This is a genomic window from Bradyrhizobium liaoningense, from assembly GCF_018130825.1.
GTDB classification, from domain to species: domain Bacteria; phylum Pseudomonadota; class Alphaproteobacteria; order Rhizobiales; family Xanthobacteraceae; genus Bradyrhizobium; species Bradyrhizobium liaoningense_B.
In genome coordinates, this window is the sequence record NZ_JAFCJS010000007.1 from 135604 (window position 1) to 156349 (window position 20746).

Here is a 20746-nt window from a genome sequence, read left to right on the forward strand (position 1 = left end):
TCTCGGCACATTCGATGACAGTTGGATGACAGGGGTGCGGGATCGCGTCCGCTAGCGCTTCACCTCGCCGAACACCACGGTCGGCACCGTGCGGTTGACGATCTCGCGCAGTGCGAAGCTCGATTGCACCCGGGCGACGCGCGGCAGGCGTGACAGCTCGGTGCGGTGAATGCGCTCGAAATCCTGGATGTCGCGGGCGAGCACGATCAGGATGTAATCGTCGGTGCCCGACATCAGGAAGCAGCGCACGACGGAGGGGCACTTCCCCACTTCCGCCTCGAACGCCTTCAGCGCCTCGTCGCTCTGGCTTTCGAGTGCGATACGCACCAGCACCGTCGTGGTGAGGCCGAACTGCGTCAGATCGAGCGCGGCCTGGTAGGCCTGGATGTAGCCGTCGTCCTCCAGCGCCTTCTGCCGCCGCGCCAGCGCGGTGCTCGACAGCCCGACCTTGTTGGCGAGCTCGGTGTGGCTGGCCCGCGCGTTGGTCGTGAGTTCCGCGAGGATGGCGAGGTCTTTCCGGTCCAGGGCCAAAGTCTTGTTTCCAGCGTGAAAAGATGTTTCCACGCCGGAAACCGGCGCGGGCTCAGTCAAACTAGCGGATATTTGCACGAAACCAAACCGTCCCTCTCGCTACGATCAACAACGGAATCAATTTCGTTGGCGAAGGAGCGGAAGATGCACGTCGGTGTTCCCAAGGAGATCAAGGTGCAGGAATATCGCGTCGGGCTCACGCCGGGCGCGGTCCGTGAATATGTCGCTGCCGGGCACCAGGTGACGGTCGAGACCGGCGCCGGAAGCGGCATCGGCGCGTCCGACGAGGTCTATCGGAAGGCAGGGGCTGCGATCGCCGACAGCGCCCGCGAGATCTTCGCCAAATCCGACATGATCGTGAAGGTGAAGGAGCCGCAGCGAAGCGAATGGGCTCAGCTCCGCGAAGGCCAGATCCTGTTTACTTACCTGCATCTTGCGCCGGATCCCGAACAGGCCAAGGGCCTGCTTGCTTCCGGCTGCACCGCGATCGCCTATGAAACCGTCACCGACGCGGCCGGCAACCTCCCCCTGCTCGCGCCGATGAGCGAAGTCGCCGGCCGCCTCGCCATCGAGGCAGCCGGCGCCGCGCTCAAGCGGTCAGCCGGCGGCCGCGGTCTGCTGCTTGGCGGCGTCCCCGGCGTGCAGCCGGCGCGCGTCGTCGTGCTTGGTGGCGGCGTGGTGGGAACGCAGGCCGCGCGCATGGCCGCTGGCCTTGGTGCGGAAGTCACCGTGATCGACCGCTCCATACCCCGGATTCGGCAGCTCGATGATCTCTTTATGGGACGCGTGCGGACGCGCTTTTCGACGATCGAGTCGGTCGAGGAGGAGGTGTTCGCCGCCGACGTCGTGATCGGCGCGGTGCTGGTGCCGGGCGCCAGCGCGCCGAAACTCGTCACCCGCGCCATGCTCAAATCGATGCGGCCCGGCGCGGTGCTGGTGGACGTCGCGATCGACCAGGGCGGCTGCTTCGAGACCTCGCACCCGACCACGCATACCGAGCCGACCTACGAGGTCGACGGCGTCGTGCATTATTGCGTCGCCAACATGCCGGGCGCGGTGCCGGTGACGTCGAGCCAGGCGCTGAACAATGCGACGCTGCCGTTCGGCCTGATGCTGGCGAGCAAGGGCTTTGCCGCGGTGCTGGAGAATCCGCATCTGCGCAATGGGCTCAACGTCCATCGTGGGCGGATTACGAACAAGGCGGTGGCGGAGAGTCTCGGGCTGGAGTTTGCTCCGGTGGAGAGCGGGCTGGCGGCGTAATTGTTATACCGGCTTGCGATGGCGGCTACCGAGCGCCGCCTCGATCGTCTCGGGCTTCTTGATGCGCTCGATCAGCATGTCGATGCGGTCGCCGCCCCAGAACAACTCGCCGTTGAACACCATGGTCGGCACGCCGAACACGCCAAGTGCCTCGGCCTCGTCAATGACGCGGTCGTGCTCGGCGCGGGCGGGGCCGTTGACGTAGGCTGCGAACTCGCTGGCCGAGCCTCCGCACGAGGTGATGACTTCGGTGATCGCGGCGAGATCGTCGATCTCCAGCTCATGGCTCCAGAATTTACGGAACACCGTGTCGTGGTAGGTGCGGAAGAAGCCGTGCCGCTGGGCGAACAGCATACCGACACTGGAATAGAAGGCGTCGTAGATTCGCCGCGGGCCCTTCATGACGAGCCCTTGCGCATTGGCATAGCGCCGTGCGTCCATGTAGGCGTAGCGCACCTTGCGCCAGAAATGCGGCGTCCGCTCCTCGACCTTGCCCATGAACTCAGCGATCCGTAGCGTGTAGGGCAGCCATTCCAGCGCGACGCCGTGCGTCTCTTCGAGCGCGAACAGGCGCTTGTTGGCCACGAACGCGTAGGGGCTCTTGTAATCGGTGTAGACGTGGACGATTGGTTTTGGCATTGGCGTTTCCTTCATAGGCGCGGCGCTACCTGCGAGGAGGCGAGGGGCCGCCGCATATTCCGTCATTGCGAGCGCAGCGAAGCAATCCAGAGTGCCACCGAGGAAGGATTCTGGATTGCTTCGCTGCGCTCGCAATGACGACGTGGCGAGAGTGCGGCGCCAACGCTACAACTGGTCCGTGGCGGCAGCAATTACCCCGTCGTCAGCCTGTACTGCCGCAGATCCGGATCATGCGTCATGCGCCAGTAGTCGACGAAGCGCCACGGCATCGCGGAGAACACGCGGCCGCTCGAATTGCGGTAGTAGGTCGTCATGCCCGGATGGGTCCAGATCATCGCCTCGTGCTCGGCATCGACCTTGCGGACATAATCGTCGAGCACGTCCTGGCGGACATCGATCGCGGCGACGTTCTGCTCGATCATACTGGCGAGACACGCCGAGATGTAGCGGCTCTGGCATTCCGACTGGAAGATGACGCTGCCGCCATGGGCCGGGCCTGAATTCGGGCCGAGCATGCAGAAGAAGTTGGGGAAATCAGGCACGGTGAGGCCAAGGAAGGCGGTCGGATTGTCGTTGCCCCAGGCTTCGTGCAAATCCTTGCCGTTGCGGCCGCTGATGTTGAGGCGCGCCGCCATCTCCGTTACCTTGAAGCCGGTGGCGACCACGATGATGTCGGCGGGGCGGTGCTTGCCGTCGGCGGTGATGATGCCGCCCTGGTCGAAATGGTCGATCGCGTCGGTGACCAGCTCGACATTGTTCCGCGTGAGCGTCTTGAACCAATTGTTGTCCAGCAGGATGCGCTTGCCATAGGGCGGATAGGTCGGCACGCATTTTGCGATCAGGTCCGGGCGGCCCTGCAATTCGGACAGGATGAAGTCAGTCAACTCCTGGCGGTGCCTGTCATTGCCCTTGTTGACGGCGCGCTCGGGATGCGGCCAAGCCGGATCCTTGCGCAGGAACGGCAGCAGGCCATCGCCGTAGCGCCAGAACATGTTGAAGCGGTACCATTGCACATAGAACGGCAGATGCGCGAGCAGCCAGCGCGCGCCCTCGCTGATCGGATCGGAATAGCCTTTCACCGGGCGTGCCCATTGCGCGCTGCGCTGATAGACCGTGACCGAGGCGACGCGGCCGGCGATCGACGGCACCAACTGCATCGCGGTCGCGCCGGTACCGATCACGGCGATGTGCTTGCCTTCGAGCTCGATATCGCCCGACCATAGCGCCGAATGCAGGATCGTTCCCTTGAAGTTATCTTCGCCCTTGAAGTGTGCCCGTGAGGGATCGTTGAGCTGGCCAATGGCCGAGACCAGCGCGGTGGATTCGAAAATCTCTTCGCCGTCCCTGGTCTTCAGCGTCGAAATCCACCGCTTCCTGTCTTCGTCCCAGCGCGACGATGTCAGCTCGGTGTTGACGCGCAGGTGCTTGCGGATGCCGTATTCCTCGGCGACCTTCAGCAGATAGCCGAGCAGCTCCTCGCGCTGGCAGAAGTAGCGCGTCCACGCATTGCGCGAGCCGAACGAATATGAATAGGAGTGGTTCGGCGTATCGACGCCGCAGCCGGGATAGCGGTTGATCCACCAGGTGCCGCCGAGCTCGGCGTTCTTCTCGACGATAGTGTAGGGGATGCCGAGATGCCCGAGCCCGACGCCAAGCGCGATGGCGCAGACGCCGGCGCCGACGATCAGCACATGCTGGTCGGCGAGCTTCTCGTTCGACGGCTGCTTGGTCCAACGCGCTTCGCGCGGCACAAAACCCATCTCTTCGCGCATCAGGGGCGCGTATTCCGGCGCGACGTTCTCGCCGAGGCAGGCGCGCATCATCCTCAGCAGCAAGCCCTCGCCGGGGTCGGTGATGACGGGCTTTGGCGTGCCGTCGGCAAACAGCCTGACCACGGCGGCGCGAATTTCGTCCTGGACCTCCCGGGGCACGCCGGCATCGGGATCGGGAATGAGGCGGATGTCGCGCTTGGGCAGGTATGGGGGCTCAAGCCATTTCTCGTCACCGGTCATGTGAACCAGCACCATCAGCAGGCAACGGATATCGCCCTCGGCGATCGCAGAGGCGAGGTCGAGCGGCTTGTGCGGAGATTCGATGTTCATGGCGTGTCCTGATCTCCGGAGGCAGTGAAAAGGCCGCGCGTCATCAGCTTGCGATAGGCGGAGATGACGTGATCGGGCACGGCGGTGACGCCACTTTCCGAATAGGAATAGCGGCGGCTGAGATAGCCGCGGGCGCCCATCAGCATGTGGACGATCGCCTCGAACTCCTCGTCGCTGTAATCCTCGATCGCGCCGGCAAGGCGGGCGCGGCGCAGGATCCGGACATAGGCGACCGAGATGTTGTCGAGATGCTTCTGGTAGCCAATCGGCGCGAAGAACTCGGCCTCGTTGAGAATGCGCAGGAATTCCGGGACCTCGCGGATGAAGTCGAAGAAGGCGGAGAAGCGCTCGATCTCCTGCCGCGCCGCGTGCGCATTGCCGGTGCGGGCGCGGATGAACTCGACCATGTCGAGGCCGATCTTCGGCAGCAGCTGGTCGAGCAGCTCCTGCCGGTTCTCGAAATGATTGTAGAAGGTGCCTTGCGCGACGCCTGCCTGTTCGGTGATGCGGGCGACGGAGGCTTCGGCATAGCCATACTTGCCGACGACTTTCGTCGCGGCGTCGAAGATCTTCTGCTTGGTCCAGGCATTGCGCTCGACGCGGTTGAGCTTTGTCACCTTGGCATTCGCTTGCGTCATTCAGACGTCTCCAGCTCGGCGCGCAGCACGCGCTTGAGGATTTTTCCGCTTGGATTGCGCGGCAGGCTGTCGCGGATGATAAGCTGCTTCGGCACCTTGAAGCTCGCGAGCCGCGCGCGGCAGTGCTCGATGAGGGCAGGGAGCTCGAGGCTGGCGCCTTCGGCGAGCACGACGATGGCGACGGGACGCTCGCCCCAGCGCGCATCGCGCAGCCCAATCACTGCGACCTCGCGCACCTCAGGCAGATCGTAGATGACGCGCTCGACCTCGGAGGAGGCGATGTTCTCGCCGCCGGAGATGATCATGTCCTTCTTGCGGTCGGTCAGGTACAGAAAGCCCTCGTCGTCGAGATAGCCGACATCGCCGCTGCGGAACCAGTCGCCGAAAAACGCGGACGCCGTCTTCTCGGGATCCTTCCAGTAGCCGCGCGTGATCTTCGGGCCGCGCAGGCAGATCTCGCCGTCGACGTTCGGCGGCAGCGTCCTGCCGTCCTCGTCGCGGATCTCGATCTCGACATGGGAAATGGCGCGGCCCGTGGAGCCGATCTTCTCGATCTCGCGCCCCGCCTCCATGAAAGTGTCCCCGCCGACGGTCTCGGTGAGGCCATAGGCATCGATGTAGCGCGCGTTGCGGAAGAGTTCCGAGAACGCGCGGATGCGCAGCTCCGGCGTCTTCTCGCCGCCGCCGATCGCCCATGTCAGGCTGGAGACGTCGTAGCGATCGCGGGTGGGGCAGGTGAGCATCGCCGTGGTCATCACAGGCGCGAACCAGGCGGCGTTGAGCTTGTCCTCCGCGATCGCGGCAAGCGCCGTCTCAGCCTCGAAACTGCGTTCGATGCGGATGAAGCCGCCATGCCAGAGCACGGCGATGCCGGGCAGGTCGAGCGCGCCGACGTGGTAGAGCGGGCCGACCACGAGAAGTCGCGTCTCGGCAGTGAGGCCGAGCGCGATGGTCTGGTCGGCCGACTTCCAGTAGAAATTATCGTACGAGAGCATCACGCCCTTGGGGCGGTCGGTCGTGCCCGACGTGTACATCAGCCGCATCAGGTCGAATGGCTGACGAACGTGCATGGAGGCGGGCGGCGCGTCGCCCGCCAAATGCGCGATGCTCTGGTGCGCGGTCTCATCAAGCACGACGATCCTCGCGCCCGCGGCATTCGCCGCCAATTCCTCATCGACGATGAGCAGCCGTGCGCCGGCATTGCCGACGATGTAGCCGACCTCATCGCGCGAAAGACGAAAATTGATCGGCAGGAACACCGCGCCGAGATGGCTGGTCGCGAAGACGAGCTCCAGGAACGCCGCGCTGTTCTTCATCAGCACGGCCACGACATCGCCGGCGCCGATGCCCTGCGCGGCGAGCCAGCCGGCCGCTTTCCGGATGCGCGCGTCGAAACCGGCGTAGGAAATCTCCTCGCCGCGGTATTTCAGCGCGGGCCGCTCCGGCGTGCGCCGGGCATGAAAGGCGATGAAGCTCGACAGATTGATCATTTTCGCTGGCTTCGGGCCGATTGCCGGCCTCGTTTCCTCTCCTCTGAATTCTGACTCATAGTTCATCTTTGGCTTGACGTCACCCCCTGCCTCTGAAATCCTTGGGAACACGGAGACGAGATGATCTCCGGCAAGGGACCAGGAAAACGCCGACCCGAAAGAGGGAGGGGAAAATGACGAGAACCCGCACGCCGGGCATCAGCCGCCGTTCAACACTGGCGCTGATGGGCGCCGGTGCGATGAGTTTTGCCGCGCCCTGGGTGGCGCGCGCCCAGGCCAAGACCATCAAGATCGGCATGCCGACGATCCTGTCGGGGCGTGTCGCGCAGCTCGGCACGTCCTCGCGCAATGCGGTGATGCTCGAGGTCGAGAAGATCAACGCCGCCGGCGGTCTTGCCGGCCGGCAGATCGAGATGGTGATCCGCGACTCCAAAGGCCAGCCGCAGGAAGCCGCCCGCGTCGCGCGCGAACTCGTCAACACCGACGGCTGCGAGCTGATGATCGACGCCGAGGCCTCGTCCGGCGCCTTCGCGGTGCACGAGGTCGCGCGCGATCTCGGCGTGTTCTGCATCCACACCAATTCCGAGACCTCGTCGCTGACTGCGGATCCCAAGCAGCACATTCCCAATGCGTTCCGCACCGCGCGGCAGGGCGTGCACGACTCCATCGTCGGCGGCAGCTATGCCGCGGCGATCGCCAAGGCGAAGGGCTTGAAGAAATGGGCGACCTGCTCGCCCGACTATGCCTATGGCCGCGACACCACGGCGGAGTTCACGCTGTACCTCAAGCGCTTCGCGCCCGAGGTCGAGATCATCAGCGAGTCCTGGCCGAAGCTGTTTCAGCCCGACTATACCGAAGTGGTCACCAAGATCCTGCAGGCCAAGCCGCAGGCGCTCTATTCCTGCCTGTGGGGCGGCGATCTCACCTCCTACATCGACCAGGCCAACATCTACGCGATGTTCGGCCAGATGGAGGTGTTCGCTGTCAACATGGCCGACTACACCGCGCTCACCGTGGTGAAGAACCTGCCCAAGGGCATCCACTCCGGCAACCGCTACATCAAGACATTCCCCACCACGCCGGAAAACGCCGCCTGGGGCGACGCTTACAAGGCCAAGTACAACGAATATCCGACCAACTGGTCGTGGGAGAACGCCACTGCCATCATGCTGATGGCGGAAGCCGCGAAGAAGGCGAACTCGGCCGACGGCAAGAAGATCGCGGAGGCGCTGAAGGGCCTCACCATCAAGTGCCCGTTCGGTGCCGACGGCACCGTGACCATGCGCGGCGACGACCACACGCTGGTCGGCTACGCCATCGGCTGGGGCACCACGATCCCGCAAGAGCCCTATGTGCCCGAGGTCAAGGCCGGCGACTGGAAGACCATCTTCGAACTCGAGGCCGAGTGGAAGAAGAGCAAGGGCTACACCTGATCTGATGTGCGGCGGAGGCGGGCGACCGTCTCCGCCTTTTGTTTTCCGCGCCACATCAGGCGCGCTGCAATGAAAGTGCTCCCGTGGATCTCGACGCGCTCGCCGGCTGTCTCTCCAGCTCCGCCTGCCTGGTGACGCAAACCACCAGCGGCCTCATCATCGGCATGCTGCTGTTCCTGGTCGCAGTCGGGCTGACGCTGATCTTCGGCGTGCTGAAGGTGGTCAATTTCAGCCACGGCGCCTTCTACATGTTCGGCGCCTACTTTGCGATGACGGCCTATCAGCTCACGGGAAGCTTCGCGCTGGCGATGCTGGCCGGCGCGGCCGGCACCGCGATCCTCGGCCTGATCTTCGAGCGCGTCTTCATGAGCCGCGTCTACGGCGCCGACGTCCTGATGCAGCTGCTCGTCTGCTATGCCTTCGTGCTGATCTTCGACGATGTCGTGCGCATCATCTGGGGGCCGGAGTTCAAGGCGATGGGCATGCCGGCGGCGTTCCAGGTGATGCCGCTGTTCATCGCCGGCGGCGTGGTGCCGCCTTATTATCTGCTGCTGATCGGCGTCGCGCTGGTCGCGGCCATCGTGCTCGGTATCGGATTGTCGCGCAGCCGCATCGGCAAGGTGATCCGCGCCGCCGCGCATAATCCCGGCATGGTCTCGGCGCTGGGCATCAACACAGGCCTGATCTATGGCGGCGTGTTTGCGCTCGGCGGCATGCTGGCGGGGCTCGCCGGTGCACTCGCCGCGCCGGTGCGGTCGTTGACCCCCGGCATGGGATTCTCCGTGCTGATCGAGTCCTTCATCGTCACCGTGATCGGCGGCATGGGCTCGATCCTGGGCGCGCTGATCGGTGCGCTGCTGCTCGGCCTCATCCGCTCGTTCGGCTCGCTCGGCTTTCCCCTGTTCACGGAAGGCCTGATGTACCTGTTCATGGTGATCGTGCTGGTCTCCAAACCCACCGGCCTGTTCGGCAAGGAGGCGGCATGACCGAGCTCGAGGCCGGGCGCACGCAGGCGCTAGCGCCGGTGCAGAGTGGGGCAGCGCTTCGCCGCTATCGCGACGTCCTGATCGCGCTGATCGCCTTCGCCGTGCTGGCGAGCCTGCCGCTGTTCACGGGCAGCAAGGCGCTGCTCGATTTCGTCATCCGCTGCTCGGCCTACGGATTGTTCGCGACCTCGCTCAATCTCTTGGTCGGCTACACCGGCCTGACCTCGTTCGGCCACGGCATGTTCTTCGGCCTCGGCGCCTACAGTTTTGGCCTGATCATGCAGAAGCTCGGGGTGTCGATTCCCGTGGCCTTCGTTGCGACGCTGGCGATCACGGCGGTGGTCGCGGGCGTCATCGGCGCGATCTGCGTGCGGCTGAAGGAGATCTATTTCGCCTTCGTTACGCTCGCCTTCCAGATGCTGATCCACTCGACCATCTTGTCCTGGGCCTCCTTCACCGGCGGCGACCAGGGCCTGCGCGGCGGCATTCCCAGGCCTGCCTTCCTCGGCATCAACCTGGCCAACCACATCCATCTCTATATCGCGAGCTGTGCGCTGCTCATCCTCGGCCTGCTGGCGATGCGCCAGATCGCGCAATCGCCGTTCGGCTACACCTTGCGCATGATCCGCGACAACGCCGCGCGTGCGAGCTTCCTCGGCATCGACGTCTGGCGGGCGAAGCTGACGGTGTTCGTGCTGGCGGCGCTGTTCGCGTCCATGGGCGGCATGGTGATGGCGCTGTTCGTCTCCGGCGCTTATCCCGAGTTCGCCTATTGGACGATCTCAGGCGAAGCCATCTTCATCAACATGCTCGGCGGCGTCTCGACCTTCCTCGGCCCGATGGTCGGCACCGTGCTCTTGCTGCTGCTCAACGACACCGTGACTCGGTTCACCGAGTACCACGGCATCGTGCTCGGCGTTGTGATCCTGTTTTTCGCGCTGGGCCTGCGCAAGGGCCTCCTGGATTTCGTTGCCGACTGGTTCGCGCAGCGCCGCGACCCAGGCGAGGGACGCTAGCCATGCTCGAGATCCGCAACCTCGCAAAATCCTTCGGCGGCGTGAAGGCGACCAACGACGTCTCGCTGGATTTCCCCGACGGCTCGCTCACCGCGGTGATCGGCCCGAACGGCGCGGGCAAGAGCACTTTCTTCAACCTGATCACCGGCGCGTTGAAGCCGGATTCCGGCCAAGTGCTGCTCGACGGCGTCGATCTCGCCGGCCGCTCGCCGCCGGAGATCGTGCGTCATGGCATCGGCCGCGCCTTCCAGGTCGCCAGCATCTTCAAGTCGCTGACGGTGCAGGAGACCATGCTGGCCGCCGTCAGCGCCGACCAGCGCACCTCCGCCCTGCTGCACAAGCGCTTTCCCTTGCCCGAGACGCGCGACCGCGCCGAGCATGTGATGGAGCTCCTGGGTCTCGCCGGCAAACGCAACCGTACCGCGGCGACGCTCTCGCATGGCGACCAGAAACTGCTCGACATTGCGCTCGCACTGGTGCTCGAACCAAAAGTGCTGCTGCTGGACGAGCCGACCGCCGGCATGGGCCCGGAGGAACGCTGGCGCATGATCGACAAGGTGCGCGAGCTCTGGGAGAGCCAGAAGATCACCGTCGTCTTCATCGAGCACGACATGGACATCGTGTTCAAGATCGCGCCGAAGATCGTCGTGCTCTGCTACGGCCGCATCCTCGCGACCGGCACGCCCGACGAGATCCGCAACAATAGCGCCGTGATCGACGCCTATCTCGGCACCGAGCATGCGGGGGCTGCCGCATGAGCGCCGCTGTCATCGAAGTCGCCGATCTCGACGTCTATTACGGCACCAGCCAGATCCTGTTCGGCGTCGGCCTCTCGGTGCGGCAGGGCGAGACCATGGCGCTGCTCGGCCGCAACGGCGCCGGCAAGTCGACCACAATGAAGGCGATCATGGGCCTTGCGCCACCGTGGCGCGGCACGGTCAGCCTGCGCGGCGCTGTGATCTCGGGCCGCAGGCCGCATACAATCGCGCGCGCCGGCCTCGGCTTCGTGCCGGAGGATCGCCAGATCTTTCCGGAGCACACCGTCGAGGACAATCTCGTCATCGGCCGCAAGAAGGGGCCGGAGGGCCAGGACGAATGGCCGATCAAGCGCATCTATGAGGTCTTCCCGCTCTTGGAGCCGCTGCGCCATCGCATCGCCGGGCGCCTGTCCGGCGGCGAGCAGCAGATGCTGGCGATTGCGCGCACGCTGATGGGCAATCCGGCGCTGCTCCTGCTGGACGAGCCGAGCGAGGGCCTCGCGCCGATCATCGTGCAGCGGATCGGCGAGCTGTTGCGGCAGCTCCGCCAGCTCGGCTCGACCGTGCTGATCGCCGAGCAGAACATGCATTTCTGTCTGGGCCTCGCCAGCCACGCCACCGTCATCGACAAGGGCCAGATCGTCTATGCGGCCGGGATCGACGAGCTGAAGGCCAATGACGCCATCCGGCGGCGTTATCTGGCCCTGTAGCCCGCGCCGCCGGTGTCCAAATAGGCCTGAAGAAGAAAACTATTGCCGTGGTGCTGCCGCGAGGAAGGAGTTTCCCCTCCGGAGGGTAAAAACGCCAATCGCTTCCATTGCTGTTTTGGGCCGAAACGACGACATTTCTGCCAGAAATCGATGGATCGGCAGCTATGGAACGCACCGCATTTGAGCCCTTCGGCGAGCAGCTGGTGTCCGCAACGGACGCCCAGCCGAAATCGCGCGCCTCGAAGCTCCTGCTGCGGGCCGGCACCACGCTGTTCTGGTCGCTGGTCGCCGGCATCGTGCTGGCGCGTGCGGCCTTCTTCGAGCCCGGCATCTATGACGGCTTCAGCCGCGTCGCCTCGCTGGCGAAAAGCCTGATCTTCTGATCCCGATTATTCCGGGCCGAGGATAGAACTTCTCTCGGCCCTGATATGTCGAAAACATATTTCCCAATCGGGTCGCGCTGCGTATAAATCCTTCTCCTCCGGGAGAAATTTGTGTCGCAGAATCAAGCATCCAGCCCGGCCGAGTCCAAGCCGGCCACCGCCGTCAGCCGCATTGCGGCGTTGATTCCGGGCATCCTCCTCTGCATTCTCGTCGCCGGCGTCTCGGCCCTGCTGGAGCGGGCGGAACTGGGCGTGTTCGAGCACCCCTATGTCGAGGCGCTGGTGATGGCGATCCTGCTCGGCATGGCGCTCCGCAGCTTCTGGAAGCCGGCCCCGCGCTGGCAGGCCGGCATCGCCTTCAGCGCCAAGCAGCTGCTCGAAGTCGCGGTGATGCTGCTCGGGGCCTCCATCAGCTTCGCCGCGATCGCGGCTTCGGGCATCGCGCTGCTCGCGTCGATCGCCGCGGTCGTCGTGGTCGCGCTCTGCGTCTCCTTCGGCCTCAGCCGGCTGCTCGGCCTGTCGACGCGCCTCTCGATCCTGATCGCCTGCGGCAACTCGATCTGCGGCAACTCCGCGATCGCCGCGGTGGCGCCCATCATCGGCGCCAACAACGACGAGATCGCATCTTCGATCTCCTTCACCGCCATCCTCGGCGTGATGATGGTGCTGGGCCTGCCGCTGCTGATCCCGCTGCTGCAGCTGTCCGCCACGCAATACGGCATCCTCGCCGGCCTCACCGTTTACGCGGTGCCACAGGTGCTTGCGGCGACGGTGCCGGCCGGCCTCGTCTCGACCCAGATCGGCACGCTGGTGAAGCTGATGCGCGTCTTGATGCTCGGGCCCGTCGTCGTCGGCCTCTCGCTGGTCGCCTCGCGCTGGCAGGCCGACGCCAAGAAGACCAGTGTCGGCTTCTTCCGCCTGGTCCCCTGGTTCATCCTCGGCTTCCTCGCGCTCGCGACGCTGCGTTCCCTAGAGATCGTGCCGGCCACGGTGGTTGGCCCCGTGACGAAGATCACCAGCTTTCTCACGGTGGTCTCGATGGCGGCGCTGGGGCTCGGCGTCGATGTGCGCGTGCTCGCCAATGTCGGCGGCCGCGTGACGGCCGCCGTGACGCTGTCGCTGATGCTGCTGCTCGGGATCAGCATCGCGCTGGTGCATTGGTTCAAATGATCAGGGCAAAACTGCCGTAGGGTGGGCAAAGGCGCGAAAGCGCCGTGCCCACCATGCATCCGCATTCGAGGTGAGGATGGTGGGCACGCTTCGCTTTGCCCACCCTACGAGACCGTCATCGCAGTTAGCGGGTCGGGTAAATCAGATCACATCCGCCAGCGAATGTCCGTGCAGCTCGATGTTCAGCCCCTGCATGCCCATGTCGTTGATCTCGCCGCCCATCGCCTTGAGGCTTTCCTCGCGGATCAGCGACATCAGCCCGCGGCGCAGCGCCAAAAACTCCGACGACATCATCATCGATTGCTGCCGCGGTCGCTCCAGCGGGATCGGGATCTCCGCCTTGATCGAGCCGGGCCGTGCGGTCATGCAATAGACGCGGTCGGAGAGGAAGATCGCCTCGTCGATGTCGTGGGTGACGAACAGCACCGAGATCTTCAGCCGCTGCCACATGTTGGTGAGGATCTGCTGCATGATGACGCGCGTCTGCGCATCAAGCGCGCCGAACGGCTCGTCCAGCAGCAGCACCTTCGGGCCCGTCGCGAGCGCACGGACGATGCCGACGCGCTGTTTCATGCCGCCGGAGAGTTTTTCCGGATAGTGCTTCTCGAACGCCTCGAGGCCAGCGAGGCCCAGCAGCGTGCGCGCGGCGCGCTCGCGCTGCGAGCGCGGCATGCCGCGCATCTTCAAGCCGAACTCGACATTCTCCCGCACCGTCTTCCAGGGAAACAGCGAATATTGCTGGAACACCATGCCGCGCTCGGCGCTGGGGCCGTTGACCCTTTCGCCGTCGACGGTGACGATCCCCGTGGTGGGTTTGAGGAAGCCGGCGACCGCATTGAGCAGCGTCGATTTTCCGCAACCGGAGGGGCCGACGATCGAGACGAACTCGCCCGGCTTCACATGGATCTGCGTGTCGGTGACGGCCTGAACCGGTCCCTCGATCGTTTCGTAGGCGAGCGAGAAGTTCTTGACCTCGATATGGCCCTTCGACGTGTTCGCAAGTATCTCGCTCATGTCGACCTCCACGGCATCACCAATTGTCCGGCGCCGCGGATGAGCAGGCTCGATCCCAATCCGAGCACGCCGATCGCGATCATGCCGAGCGCGATGTCGGCATACTGGACCAGCGAATAGGCTTCCCAGGTGAAGTAGCCGATGCCGTACTGGCCTGAGATCATCTCGGCGGCGATCAGCGACACCCAGGCGACGCCCATGCCGACGGTGAGGCCGGTGAAGATGTGCGGCAGCGAGGCCGGGAAATACACCTCGCGGAAGATCGAGCGCTCGCGTGCGCCGAGACATTGCGCGGCGCGCACCAGCACGGGATCGACCAGCGACATGCCGTGCAGCGTGTTGACCAGGATCGGGAAGAACGAGCCGAGGAAGGTGATGAAGACGATGCTCTGCTCGTTCGTCGGCCACAGCATGATCGCCATCGGCACCCAGGCGATCGCCGGGATCGGCCGCAGCACTTCCGCGACCGGGAAGATGATCTCATGCACCAGCTTGAAGCGGCCCATGATCAGGCCGAGCGGCACGCCGACGATGGCCGCCAGCGAGAAGCCGATGAAGATGCGCCGGCAGCTCAAGAGGATATGCATCAGGAATTTTGGATCGTGCATCGCCTTGGTGAAGCTCGCATAGACCGCGAGCGGCGAGGGCACGTTGGTGAAGCGCACGAAGAACACGACGCGATAGGTCGTGAGCAGGTGCCAGACCAGCAGGAACGCGATCAGGGAGGCGATGCCGATCGCGGTCGCACGCAGCCGGCCCTGGTTGAGCCGGTACCAGCGCAGCGCAAGCGTGCCGAAGGAAGGGGGCGTTGCGGGCGGCGTGACGGCGGGCACAGGGCCCGCCTCTGCAATTGCCGGCATGTTGTCCTCGGGATGTCTGACCAGCGCGGGACTGCTCACGTCTTGCCTCCACCGACGGCCGCCTTCACGGCGTCATCGAAGCCGAGCACCTTGCCGCCGATCTTGGCTGCATAGGCTTCGGCGTCCTTCTTCAGCAGGAACGGCGCGACATCGCCATTGCCGACCGCGAAGAAGGCCTGGTCGGCGAACAGCTTGATGCCGCGCGTGGTGTCGAAGACATAGGCGACGTTGATCTTCTTGCCCTTGGCCTTGAAGTCGGCATAGGCACCGAGCGTGCAGCTGGCTGACGAGAAGGGCATGATGCCGGCCTCATCGACCCAGACCTCGCCGGCCTTGCGAGGGTCGGCGATCGGCTTCTTGCAGAAAGCGTCTTCACCCGTGATTTCGTAGTTCTTGGTGCTCGCAAGCTGCGTGTCGTAGTCGAGCTTCATCTCGGCATAGGCCTTGCGGATGTAGCTGTCGTCGACCCACTTCTTCGGATCGAACTCCTTCATGCGACCGAGATTCTGCAGCACCTTGACGTCGGTCGCAGCTGCATCGATCAGAGCCGGCTTGATCGTGGGATCGGTGGTCATGTTGCCGCTGGGGCCTAAGAAGATGTAGACGACTTCCTTGCTGATGCCGGTCCATTCCTGGATCTTTTCCGCGGCCAGCTTCGGATCGTCGCGCAGCCACTGGTTGGCAGCGATGACCGCCTTGAAGTAGGCAACGACGACCTCCGGATATTTCTCGGCGAAGTCGGTGCGGACGACGATGCCGTGGAAGGTCGGCAGGTTCGTCTCGACGCCGTCAAAGATCTTGCGCGCAAAGCCGCGGAACGGCAGCAGCTCGGCGAAGGGGACGAAGTCGGCATGCGCGTCGATCTTCTTCTCCTGCAGGTTGGTCGAACCGACCTCCGGGCTCTGGCTGACCAGCTGGAAGAAATCGGACGCGTAGCCGCGGTCCTGCATGGCCTTCAGCACCATGCCGTGCGCAGCGGAGCCGAAGGGCACGCTGACGAGTTTGCCCTTGAGATCGGCGAGGTCGTAATAGGGCGAGTCCTTGTGGACGACGAGGCCGTTGCCCGAGCCGGACAGGCTGTAGGCGGCGACGCCGATCAGGCGGCTCTTGCTCTCCGGATTGCTCTCGAAGGTGAAGCCGTTCACGATCAGCGGATAGTCGCCCATCATGCCGATCTGCAGCTTGTTCGCCATCATCGCGTTGGTGACAGGCGGACCGGAGGTGAAATTCTGCCACTCCAGCTCGAACTTGATGTTGGCGTACTTGCCGTCCTTCGGCAGATATTTTTCGAGCAGATGCAACTGGCGGATGACGACGCCCGCGGTCACCGTGTTGGTCGTGGTGTCCTGCGTACCAATGCCGAGCGTGACGGTCTCCGCCGAAGCCGGCTGCGTGACGAGTAGCGCCAGCGACGTCACCGACATCGCGATCGAGAGCGTGGGAAGATGGCGGACCATTCTCATCCTCATTCGGTTGGATGTGCTGTGGTTGCCATGATTGGGTGAGGGCACCGGCAGGGCAAATCCGGAGTGGCCGCCGCAGTCGATTAGTTGCCGGGAAAAGCTGATTGCATACTCCTTGGGCAATCCTGCACTATAAAGCCGCTTGCCTGTGCATCGGCCGTGGTCGTGAGCCCCGTTAGTCCGAGGCCTGGCCGCGCATCTCCTCCAGCACGTCGGTCCGGCACACCACGATCTGCGACCGCTTGGTCACCACGATTCCCTTCTCCTGCATCCGCTTCAGGCTGATCGTGACCCATTGCCTGGTGGCGCCGACCATGTGGGCGATGTCGGCATGGGTGAAGGCCGCCGCGATCACGGTGCCGTCGGCGTCCTCGACGCCGTAGAGCTCGATGAGATGCAGCAACAGATGCGCAAGGCGCTGCGTGATCGAGCGCGTTCCCAGCATCTGGGCCAGGGCCGAATAGCATTTGCCCTTGAAAGTCAGGCCTTCGATGAGGCCGATGGCGAGGTTGGGGATCTCTGCGGCAAGGGACCGCAGCTCCTTTCCGGGCAGGTGCACGACGCTGCAATTGCTGGATGCGACGCCGGACCATTGATGCACGGTGCCTTCGAACACTTCCGGTCCGCCGACGAAATTGCCGACATGCCAATAGGCGAGCGTGATCTCGCGCCCGAGCGGCGACGTGTAGAACACGCGGATGCGGCCGCTCTCGATCAGCCAGATGCCGTCATGCTTGCCGCCCTGGCTGAACAGCGTCTGGCCGCGATTGAGCACCTTTCGCCGGCCCTGCTTCAGCACCAACTCCCGCTCGCGCGGCGAGAGCTTGTCCATCAACGGTGGTGGACCGCCGATCCATTGCTGGTTCTCGGTGAGCAGCAGCGAGGAACTTCCGGCAGGCCGGACTGCCGGGGGAGCAGCCCCGCGAACCGCATTGGCCGCCTGCAACATCACTGCCTCCGGAACGTTCAAATCGTTCTAAAGAGGAGCAATGTCCGTGCCAGATGGGGTGGGCCTCGCACGGAAGCGAGCATGTGGCAGCCCCGCGCCATTCACTCCGCTGTCATCGCCCGGCTTGACCGGGCGATCCAGTATTCCAGAGACAGCAATGGGTTACGGAAAGGCCGCGGCGTACTGGATGCCCCGGTCAAGCCGGGGCATGACACCGAATACTGGTCAGCGCCCAGCCAGGCTCAGCAGATACGTCTTCGGATAAATTCCCCTGTTATGGCCGTCCGAAAACGAGATGTTCAGCCCGTAGCCGAGATCGCCGATCTCGGTGATCGCGATGCCGGGAAATGCTTCCGGGAAGCGGCCGTCGAAACGGGCGCGGGTGCAGTGGGCGCATTTGCAGGAGAGGCGGAGTGTTTCGGCAGGGACGCTCAGCGCATCGTCCTGCGTGGTGCGGACGAGGAGCGAGGCGAGATCGGCGCTGGCTTCGTAGTCGGCCACGGTCGGTGCCACCAATGCGGTCATGGTCATGACGAACCTCCGGCTTCTCTCTACGCCCGAGCGGCTTCGCGCGAATAGCAACTAATTGCCGGCGCGAGCGTGATGGGGTGCCTGCTCTTCGATCACCGGCTGCGAAATGTGAAACTAATCGACCGGGAATGACACTTCCGAATTGCCGGACTCTCTTCTCTCCGAGACCTTGGCGTCATCGAGAAGGAGAGACCATGAGCGCATTTCAGAAGGAAAGGGTTTTGTCGGTTCGCCACTGGACCGAGTCCCTGTTCAGCTTCACCGCGACGCGCGATCCAGGCTTCCGCTTCCAGAACGGCCAGTTCGCCATGATCGGGCTCGAGGTCGAAGGCAAGCCGTTGATGCGGGCCTACAGCATGGCCAGCGCCAATCACGAGGAGGCGCTCGAATTCTTCTCGATCAAGGTGCAGGACGGCCCGCTGACCTCGCGCCTGCAGAAGATCCGGGAAGGCGACATCATCCTGGTCGGCCGCAAGGCCACGGGAACGCTGATCACCGGCAACCTCATTCCCGGAAAACGCCTGCTGCTGCTCTCGACCGGAACGGGCCTCGCGCCCTTCGCCAGCCTGATCAAGGACCCCGACGTCTACGAGAACTACGAGACCATCGTGCTCGCCCATGGCTGCCGCCAGGTCTCCGAGCTCGCCTATGGCGAACATGTCGTCGAGGGCCTGCGCAATCACGACTTCTTCGGCCCCTTGATCCGCGACAAGCTCGTCTACTACCCGACCGTCACCCGCGAGCCGTTCCGCAATCGCGGCCGCATCACCGACCTGATCGCCACGGGCCAGCTGTTCGACGATATCGGCCAATCCGGCCTCGATATCGAGACCGACCGCATCATGCTCTGCGGCAGCCCGGGAATGCTGGAGGAGCTGCACGCGATGTTCGCCGCGCGCGGCTTCGTCGAGGGCAATCACAGCCAGCCCGGCCATTTCGTGATCGAAAAGGCCTTCGTCGAGCGCTGAGGCGCAAATCGCATCCCGGCGACAACTAATTGCTATCGCCGGGACGCCGACTGAACAAATCTGATGCAAAGGCGCCGGGGATCGGCGAACCAGGAGCAAGTGATGGCACTAGATCAGATCGTCGACGGACTTTCGGAGGTTTCCTGCGATGTGCTGGTGATCGGCGGCGGCACGGCCGGCCCGATGGCGGCGCTGAAGGCGAAGCTGAAGAACCCGAAGGCCAATGTAGTCCTGCTCGAAAAAGCCAATGTCAAGCGCTCCGGCGCGATCTCGATGGGCATGGACGGGCTCAACAACGCCGTCATCCCCGGCTACGCGACGCCGGAGCAGTACACCAAGGAAATCACCATCGCCAATGACGGTATCGTCGATCAGAAGGCGGTCTATAAATACGCGCAGAACTGCTACAAGATCATCGAAGAACTCGACAGCTTCGGCATCCGCTTCCTGAAGAACGAGAACGGCGACTACGCCGTCAAGAAGGTGCACCACATCGGCACCTATGTGCTGCCGATGCCGAATGGTGAGACCGTGAAGAAGGCGCTCTATCGCCAGCTCCGCCGCGCCCGCATCCTGATCTCCAACCGCTACATGGCGACTCGGCTGCTGAAATCGAGCGACGGCCGCATCGCCGGCGCGATCTCCGTCAACACCCGCACCGCCGAGATGCTGGTGATCAAGGCCAAGGCCGTGATCCTCTGCATGGGTGCCGCCGGCCGGCTCGGTTTGCCGACCTCCGGCTACATGTTCGGCACTTATGAGAACGCCGCCAATTCCGGCGACGGCTACGCCATGGCCTATCACGCCGGTGCCGCGCTCGCGAACCTCGAATGCTTCCAGATCAACCCGCTGATCAAGGACTATAACGGCCCGGCTTGCGCCTATGTTGCGGGTCCCTTCGGTGCATATACGGCGAACAACGAGGGCTCGCGCTTCATCGAATGCGATTACTGGTCCGGCCAGATGATGCTGGAGTTCTACAACGAACTGCTGTCAGGCAAGGGCCCGGTGTTCCTGCAGCTCAAGCATCTGCACCCCGACACCATCTCCGAGATCGAATCGACGCTGCACAAGGTCGAGCGTCCGACGCGGGGCCTGTTCCAGCAGGGACGCGGCGTCGACTACCGCAGCGAGTCGATCGAGATGCACATCTCCGAGATCGGCTTCTGCTCCGGCCACAGCGCGTCCGGCGTGTTCGTCGACGACAATGCCCGCACCACCGTGCCGGGCCTTTATGCCGCCGGCGACATGGCGAGCGTGCCGCATAATTACATGCTCGGCGCCTTCACCAACGGTTCGGTTGCCGGCATCGACGCGATGGAATTCGCCGACAGCCACGACTTTGCGGAATTCGACGCCGCCGATGTCGCCAAGGAGCGCGACCGCGTCATGGCGCCGACCAAACGCGAGGACGGCATCCCGCCGAACCAGATCGAGTACAAGACGCGCCGCCTGGTCAACGACTACCTCCAGCCGCCGAAGGTCACACGCAAATACGAGCTCGGCATGCGCCGCCTCGCCGAGGCGAGGGAGGACATGCAGGAGCGCATGATCGCGCGCAACGCGCACGAATTGCTGCGCGCCCTCGAAGTGCGGTCGATTATGGACTGCGCCGACATGGCCGCGCACGCCTCGCTCTATCGCGAGGAGAGCCGCTGGGGCCTCTATCACTGGCGCACGGATTTCCCGGAGAAGGACAACGAGAACTGGTTCTGCCACACTTTGCTGTCCAAGCGCGACGGCAAGATGACCAGCGAGAAGCGCGCGGTCGAACCTTACGTCGTGCCGATCGCCGACGACGAGAAGGACCTCTACGACAAGCAGCGCATCCGCGCGACCGCCTGA

General features: G+C 64.1%; 20 protein-coding genes. 10 read left to right on the forward strand and 10 right to left on the reverse strand.

Annotation, left to right across the window (positions count from 1 at the left end; genetic code table 11):
• Nucleotides 1-51: 51 nt before the first annotated feature.
• On the reverse strand, nucleotides 52-531 hold the full coding sequence (locus JQ603_RS28140; protein WP_211401110.1) for an Lrp/AsnC family transcriptional regulator: 480 nt from the start codon (nucleotides 529-531) through the stop codon (nucleotides 52-54).
• A 144-nt stretch (nucleotides 532-675) separates the two neighbouring features.
• Here JQ603_RS28140 and ald point away from each other — a divergent pair, with 144 nt between their 5' ends.
• Complete coding sequence (gene ald, locus JQ603_RS28145; protein ID WP_212344077.1) at nucleotides 676-1791, forward strand: alanine dehydrogenase; 1116 nt, start codon at nucleotides 676-678, stop codon at nucleotides 1789-1791.
• 3 nt (nucleotides 1792-1794) lie between these two features.
• Here ald and JQ603_RS28150 read toward each other — a convergent pair whose 3' ends face one another.
• The 4 genes from JQ603_RS28150 to JQ603_RS28165 form a co-directional block, all read right to left on the reverse strand.
• Nucleotides 1795-2430, reverse strand: coding sequence for a 2-hydroxychromene-2-carboxylate isomerase (locus JQ603_RS28150; protein WP_212344079.1), 636 nt, complete (start codon nucleotides 2428-2430; stop codon nucleotides 1795-1797).
• 191 nt (nucleotides 2431-2621) lie between these two features.
• Nucleotides 2622-4532: a flavin-containing monooxygenase gene (locus JQ603_RS28155; protein WP_212344081.1), complete on the reverse strand. Its 1911-nt coding sequence runs from the start codon at nucleotides 4530-4532 to the stop codon at nucleotides 2622-2624.
• Nucleotides 4529-5170 carry a TetR/AcrR family transcriptional regulator gene (locus tag JQ603_RS28160; protein WP_212344083.1) on the reverse strand — a complete coding sequence of 214 codons (642 nt, stop codon included), beginning with the start codon at nucleotides 5168-5170 and terminating at the stop codon, nucleotides 4529-4531. Before JQ603_RS28160 ends, JQ603_RS28155 begins: the two co-directional genes overlap by 4 nt.
• Entirely contained in the window at nucleotides 5167-6660 is a 1494-nt protein-coding gene (locus JQ603_RS28165; RefSeq protein WP_212344085.1) for an AMP-binding protein, read from the reverse strand. Before JQ603_RS28165 ends, JQ603_RS28160 begins: the two co-directional genes overlap by 4 nt.
• A gap of 173 nt (nucleotides 6661-6833) precedes the next feature.
• Between JQ603_RS28165 and JQ603_RS28170 the strand changes: the two genes are divergently transcribed.
• The 7 genes from JQ603_RS28170 (at nucleotide 6834) to JQ603_RS28200 (ending at nucleotide 13116) form a co-directional block, all read left to right on the forward strand.
• Nucleotides 6834-8093, forward strand: coding sequence for an ABC transporter substrate-binding protein (locus JQ603_RS28170; protein ID WP_212344087.1), 1260 nt, complete (start codon nucleotides 6834-6836; stop codon nucleotides 8091-8093).
• An 83-nt stretch (nucleotides 8094-8176) separates the two neighbouring features.
• Complete coding sequence (locus JQ603_RS28175) at nucleotides 8177-9079, forward strand: branched-chain amino acid ABC transporter permease (protein ID WP_211401104.1); 903 nt, start codon at nucleotides 8177-8179, stop codon at nucleotides 9077-9079.
• Nucleotides 9076-10095 (forward strand): branched-chain amino acid ABC transporter permease, encoded by a 1020-nt coding sequence (locus JQ603_RS28180; protein WP_212344092.1) that lies wholly within the window; start codon nucleotides 9076-9078, stop codon nucleotides 10093-10095. Before JQ603_RS28175 ends, JQ603_RS28180 begins: the two co-directional genes overlap by 4 nt.
• 2 nt (nucleotides 10096-10097) lie before the next feature.
• Entirely contained in the window at nucleotides 10098-10853 is a 756-nt protein-coding gene (locus tag JQ603_RS28185; protein ID WP_212344093.1) for an ABC transporter ATP-binding protein, read from the forward strand.
• Nucleotides 10850-11563, forward strand: coding sequence for an ABC transporter ATP-binding protein (locus JQ603_RS28190; RefSeq protein WP_212344095.1), 714 nt, complete (start codon nucleotides 10850-10852; stop codon nucleotides 11561-11563). The genes JQ603_RS28185 and JQ603_RS28190 overlap by 4 nt, the downstream gene beginning before the upstream one ends.
• A 164-nt stretch (nucleotides 11564-11727) precedes the next feature.
• The gene (locus JQ603_RS28195; RefSeq protein ID WP_018647704.1) at nucleotides 11728-11946 is read left to right on the forward strand and encodes a hypothetical protein; all 219 of its coding nucleotides are present in this window, start codon (nucleotides 11728-11730) and stop codon (nucleotides 11944-11946) included.
• A gap of 111 nt (nucleotides 11947-12057) precedes the next feature.
• Nucleotides 12058-13116, forward strand: a complete 1059-nt coding sequence (locus JQ603_RS28200) for a YeiH family protein (protein WP_212344097.1) — start codon at nucleotides 12058-12060, stop codon at nucleotides 13114-13116.
• A 141-nt stretch (nucleotides 13117-13257) separates the two neighbouring features.
• On the opposite strand, the gene JQ603_RS28205 is transcribed toward JQ603_RS28200, so the two are convergent.
• From JQ603_RS28205 to JQ603_RS28225, 5 genes are all read right to left on the reverse strand, one after another.
• Entirely contained in the window at nucleotides 13258-14130 is an 873-nt protein-coding gene (locus JQ603_RS28205) for an ABC transporter ATP-binding protein (RefSeq protein ID WP_212344099.1), read from the reverse strand.
• Nucleotides 14127-15029, reverse strand: a complete 903-nt coding sequence (locus JQ603_RS28210; RefSeq protein ID WP_212344101.1) for an ABC transporter permease — start codon at nucleotides 15027-15029, stop codon at nucleotides 14127-14129. Before JQ603_RS28210 ends, JQ603_RS28205 begins: the two co-directional genes overlap by 4 nt.
• Nucleotides 15026-16447 carry an ABC transporter substrate-binding protein gene (locus JQ603_RS28215; protein ID WP_212344103.1) on the reverse strand — a complete coding sequence of 474 codons (1422 nt, stop codon included), beginning with the start codon at nucleotides 16445-16447 and terminating at the stop codon, nucleotides 15026-15028. Before JQ603_RS28215 ends, JQ603_RS28210 begins: the two co-directional genes overlap by 4 nt.
• 181 nt (nucleotides 16448-16628) lie before the next feature.
• Entirely contained in the window at nucleotides 16629-17402 is a 774-nt protein-coding gene (locus JQ603_RS28220) for a Crp/Fnr family transcriptional regulator (RefSeq protein ID WP_212344105.1), read from the reverse strand.
• A gap of 225 nt (nucleotides 17403-17627) precedes the next feature.
• Nucleotides 17628-17933: a gamma-butyrobetaine hydroxylase-like domain-containing protein gene (locus JQ603_RS28225; RefSeq protein WP_212344107.1), complete on the reverse strand. Its 306-nt coding sequence runs from the start codon at nucleotides 17931-17933 to the stop codon at nucleotides 17628-17630.
• A gap of 194 nt (nucleotides 17934-18127) precedes the next feature.
• Here JQ603_RS28225 and JQ603_RS28230 point away from each other — a divergent pair, with 194 nt between their 5' ends.
• Both JQ603_RS28230 and JQ603_RS28235 read left to right on the forward strand, forming a co-directional pair.
• Nucleotides 18128-18901 carry a ferredoxin--NADP reductase gene (locus JQ603_RS28230; RefSeq protein WP_212344109.1) on the forward strand — a complete coding sequence of 258 codons (774 nt, stop codon included), beginning with the start codon at nucleotides 18128-18130 and terminating at the stop codon, nucleotides 18899-18901.
• 102 nt (nucleotides 18902-19003) lie between these two features.
• Entirely contained in the window at nucleotides 19004-20746 is a 1743-nt protein-coding gene (locus tag JQ603_RS28235; RefSeq protein ID WP_212344111.1) for a fumarate reductase/succinate dehydrogenase flavoprotein subunit, read from the forward strand.

What these genes read in the sequence shown, in the direction of transcription:
- JQ603_RS28215 (WP_212344103.1), bottom strand. Translation starts at nt 16,447, where the DNA reads ATGGTCCGCCATCTTCCCACGCTCTCGATCGCGATGTCGGTGACGTCG.
- JQ603_RS28230 (WP_212344109.1), top strand. Translation starts at nt 18,128, where the DNA reads ATGAGCGCATTTCAGAAGGAAAGGGTTTTGTCGGTTCGCCACTGGACC.
- JQ603_RS28165 (WP_212344085.1), bottom strand. Translation starts at nt 6,660, where the DNA reads ATGATCAATCTGTCGAGCTTCATCGCCTTTCATGCCCGGCGCACGCCG.
- JQ603_RS28150 (WP_212344079.1), bottom strand. Translation starts at nt 2,430, where the DNA reads ATGCCAAAACCAATCGTCCACGTCTACACCGATTACAAGAGCCCCTAC.
- JQ603_RS28185 (WP_212344093.1), top strand. Translation starts at nt 10,098, where the DNA reads ATGCTCGAGATCCGCAACCTCGCAAAATCCTTCGGCGGCGTGAAGGCG.
- ald (WP_212344077.1), top strand. Translation starts at nt 676, where the DNA reads ATGCACGTCGGTGTTCCCAAGGAGATCAAGGTGCAGGAATATCGCGTC.
- JQ603_RS28205 (WP_212344099.1), bottom strand. Translation starts at nt 14,130, where the DNA reads ATGAGCGAGATACTTGCGAACACGTCGAAGGGCCATATCGAGGTCAAG.
- JQ603_RS28195 (WP_018647704.1), top strand. Translation starts at nt 11,728, where the DNA reads ATGGAACGCACCGCATTTGAGCCCTTCGGCGAGCAGCTGGTGTCCGCA.
- JQ603_RS28160 (WP_212344083.1), bottom strand. Translation starts at nt 5,170, where the DNA reads ATGACGCAAGCGAATGCCAAGGTGACAAAGCTCAACCGCGTCGAGCGC.
- JQ603_RS28180 (WP_212344092.1), top strand. Translation starts at nt 9,076, where the DNA reads ATGACCGAGCTCGAGGCCGGGCGCACGCAGGCGCTAGCGCCGGTGCAG.
- JQ603_RS28190 (WP_212344095.1), top strand. Translation starts at nt 10,850, where the DNA reads ATGAGCGCCGCTGTCATCGAAGTCGCCGATCTCGACGTCTATTACGGC.
- JQ603_RS28225 (WP_212344107.1), bottom strand. Translation starts at nt 17,933, where the DNA reads ATGACCATGACCGCATTGGTGGCACCGACCGTGGCCGACTACGAAGCC.
- JQ603_RS28155 (WP_212344081.1), bottom strand. Translation starts at nt 4,532, where the DNA reads ATGAACATCGAATCTCCGCACAAGCCGCTCGACCTCGCCTCTGCGATC.
- JQ603_RS28235 (WP_212344111.1), top strand. Translation starts at nt 19,004, where the DNA reads ATGGCACTAGATCAGATCGTCGACGGACTTTCGGAGGTTTCCTGCGAT.
- JQ603_RS28170 (WP_212344087.1), top strand. Translation starts at nt 6,834, where the DNA reads ATGACGAGAACCCGCACGCCGGGCATCAGCCGCCGTTCAACACTGGCG.
- JQ603_RS28220 (WP_212344105.1), bottom strand. Translation starts at nt 17,402, where the DNA reads ATGTTGCAGGCGGCCAATGCGGTTCGCGGGGCTGCTCCCCCGGCAGTC.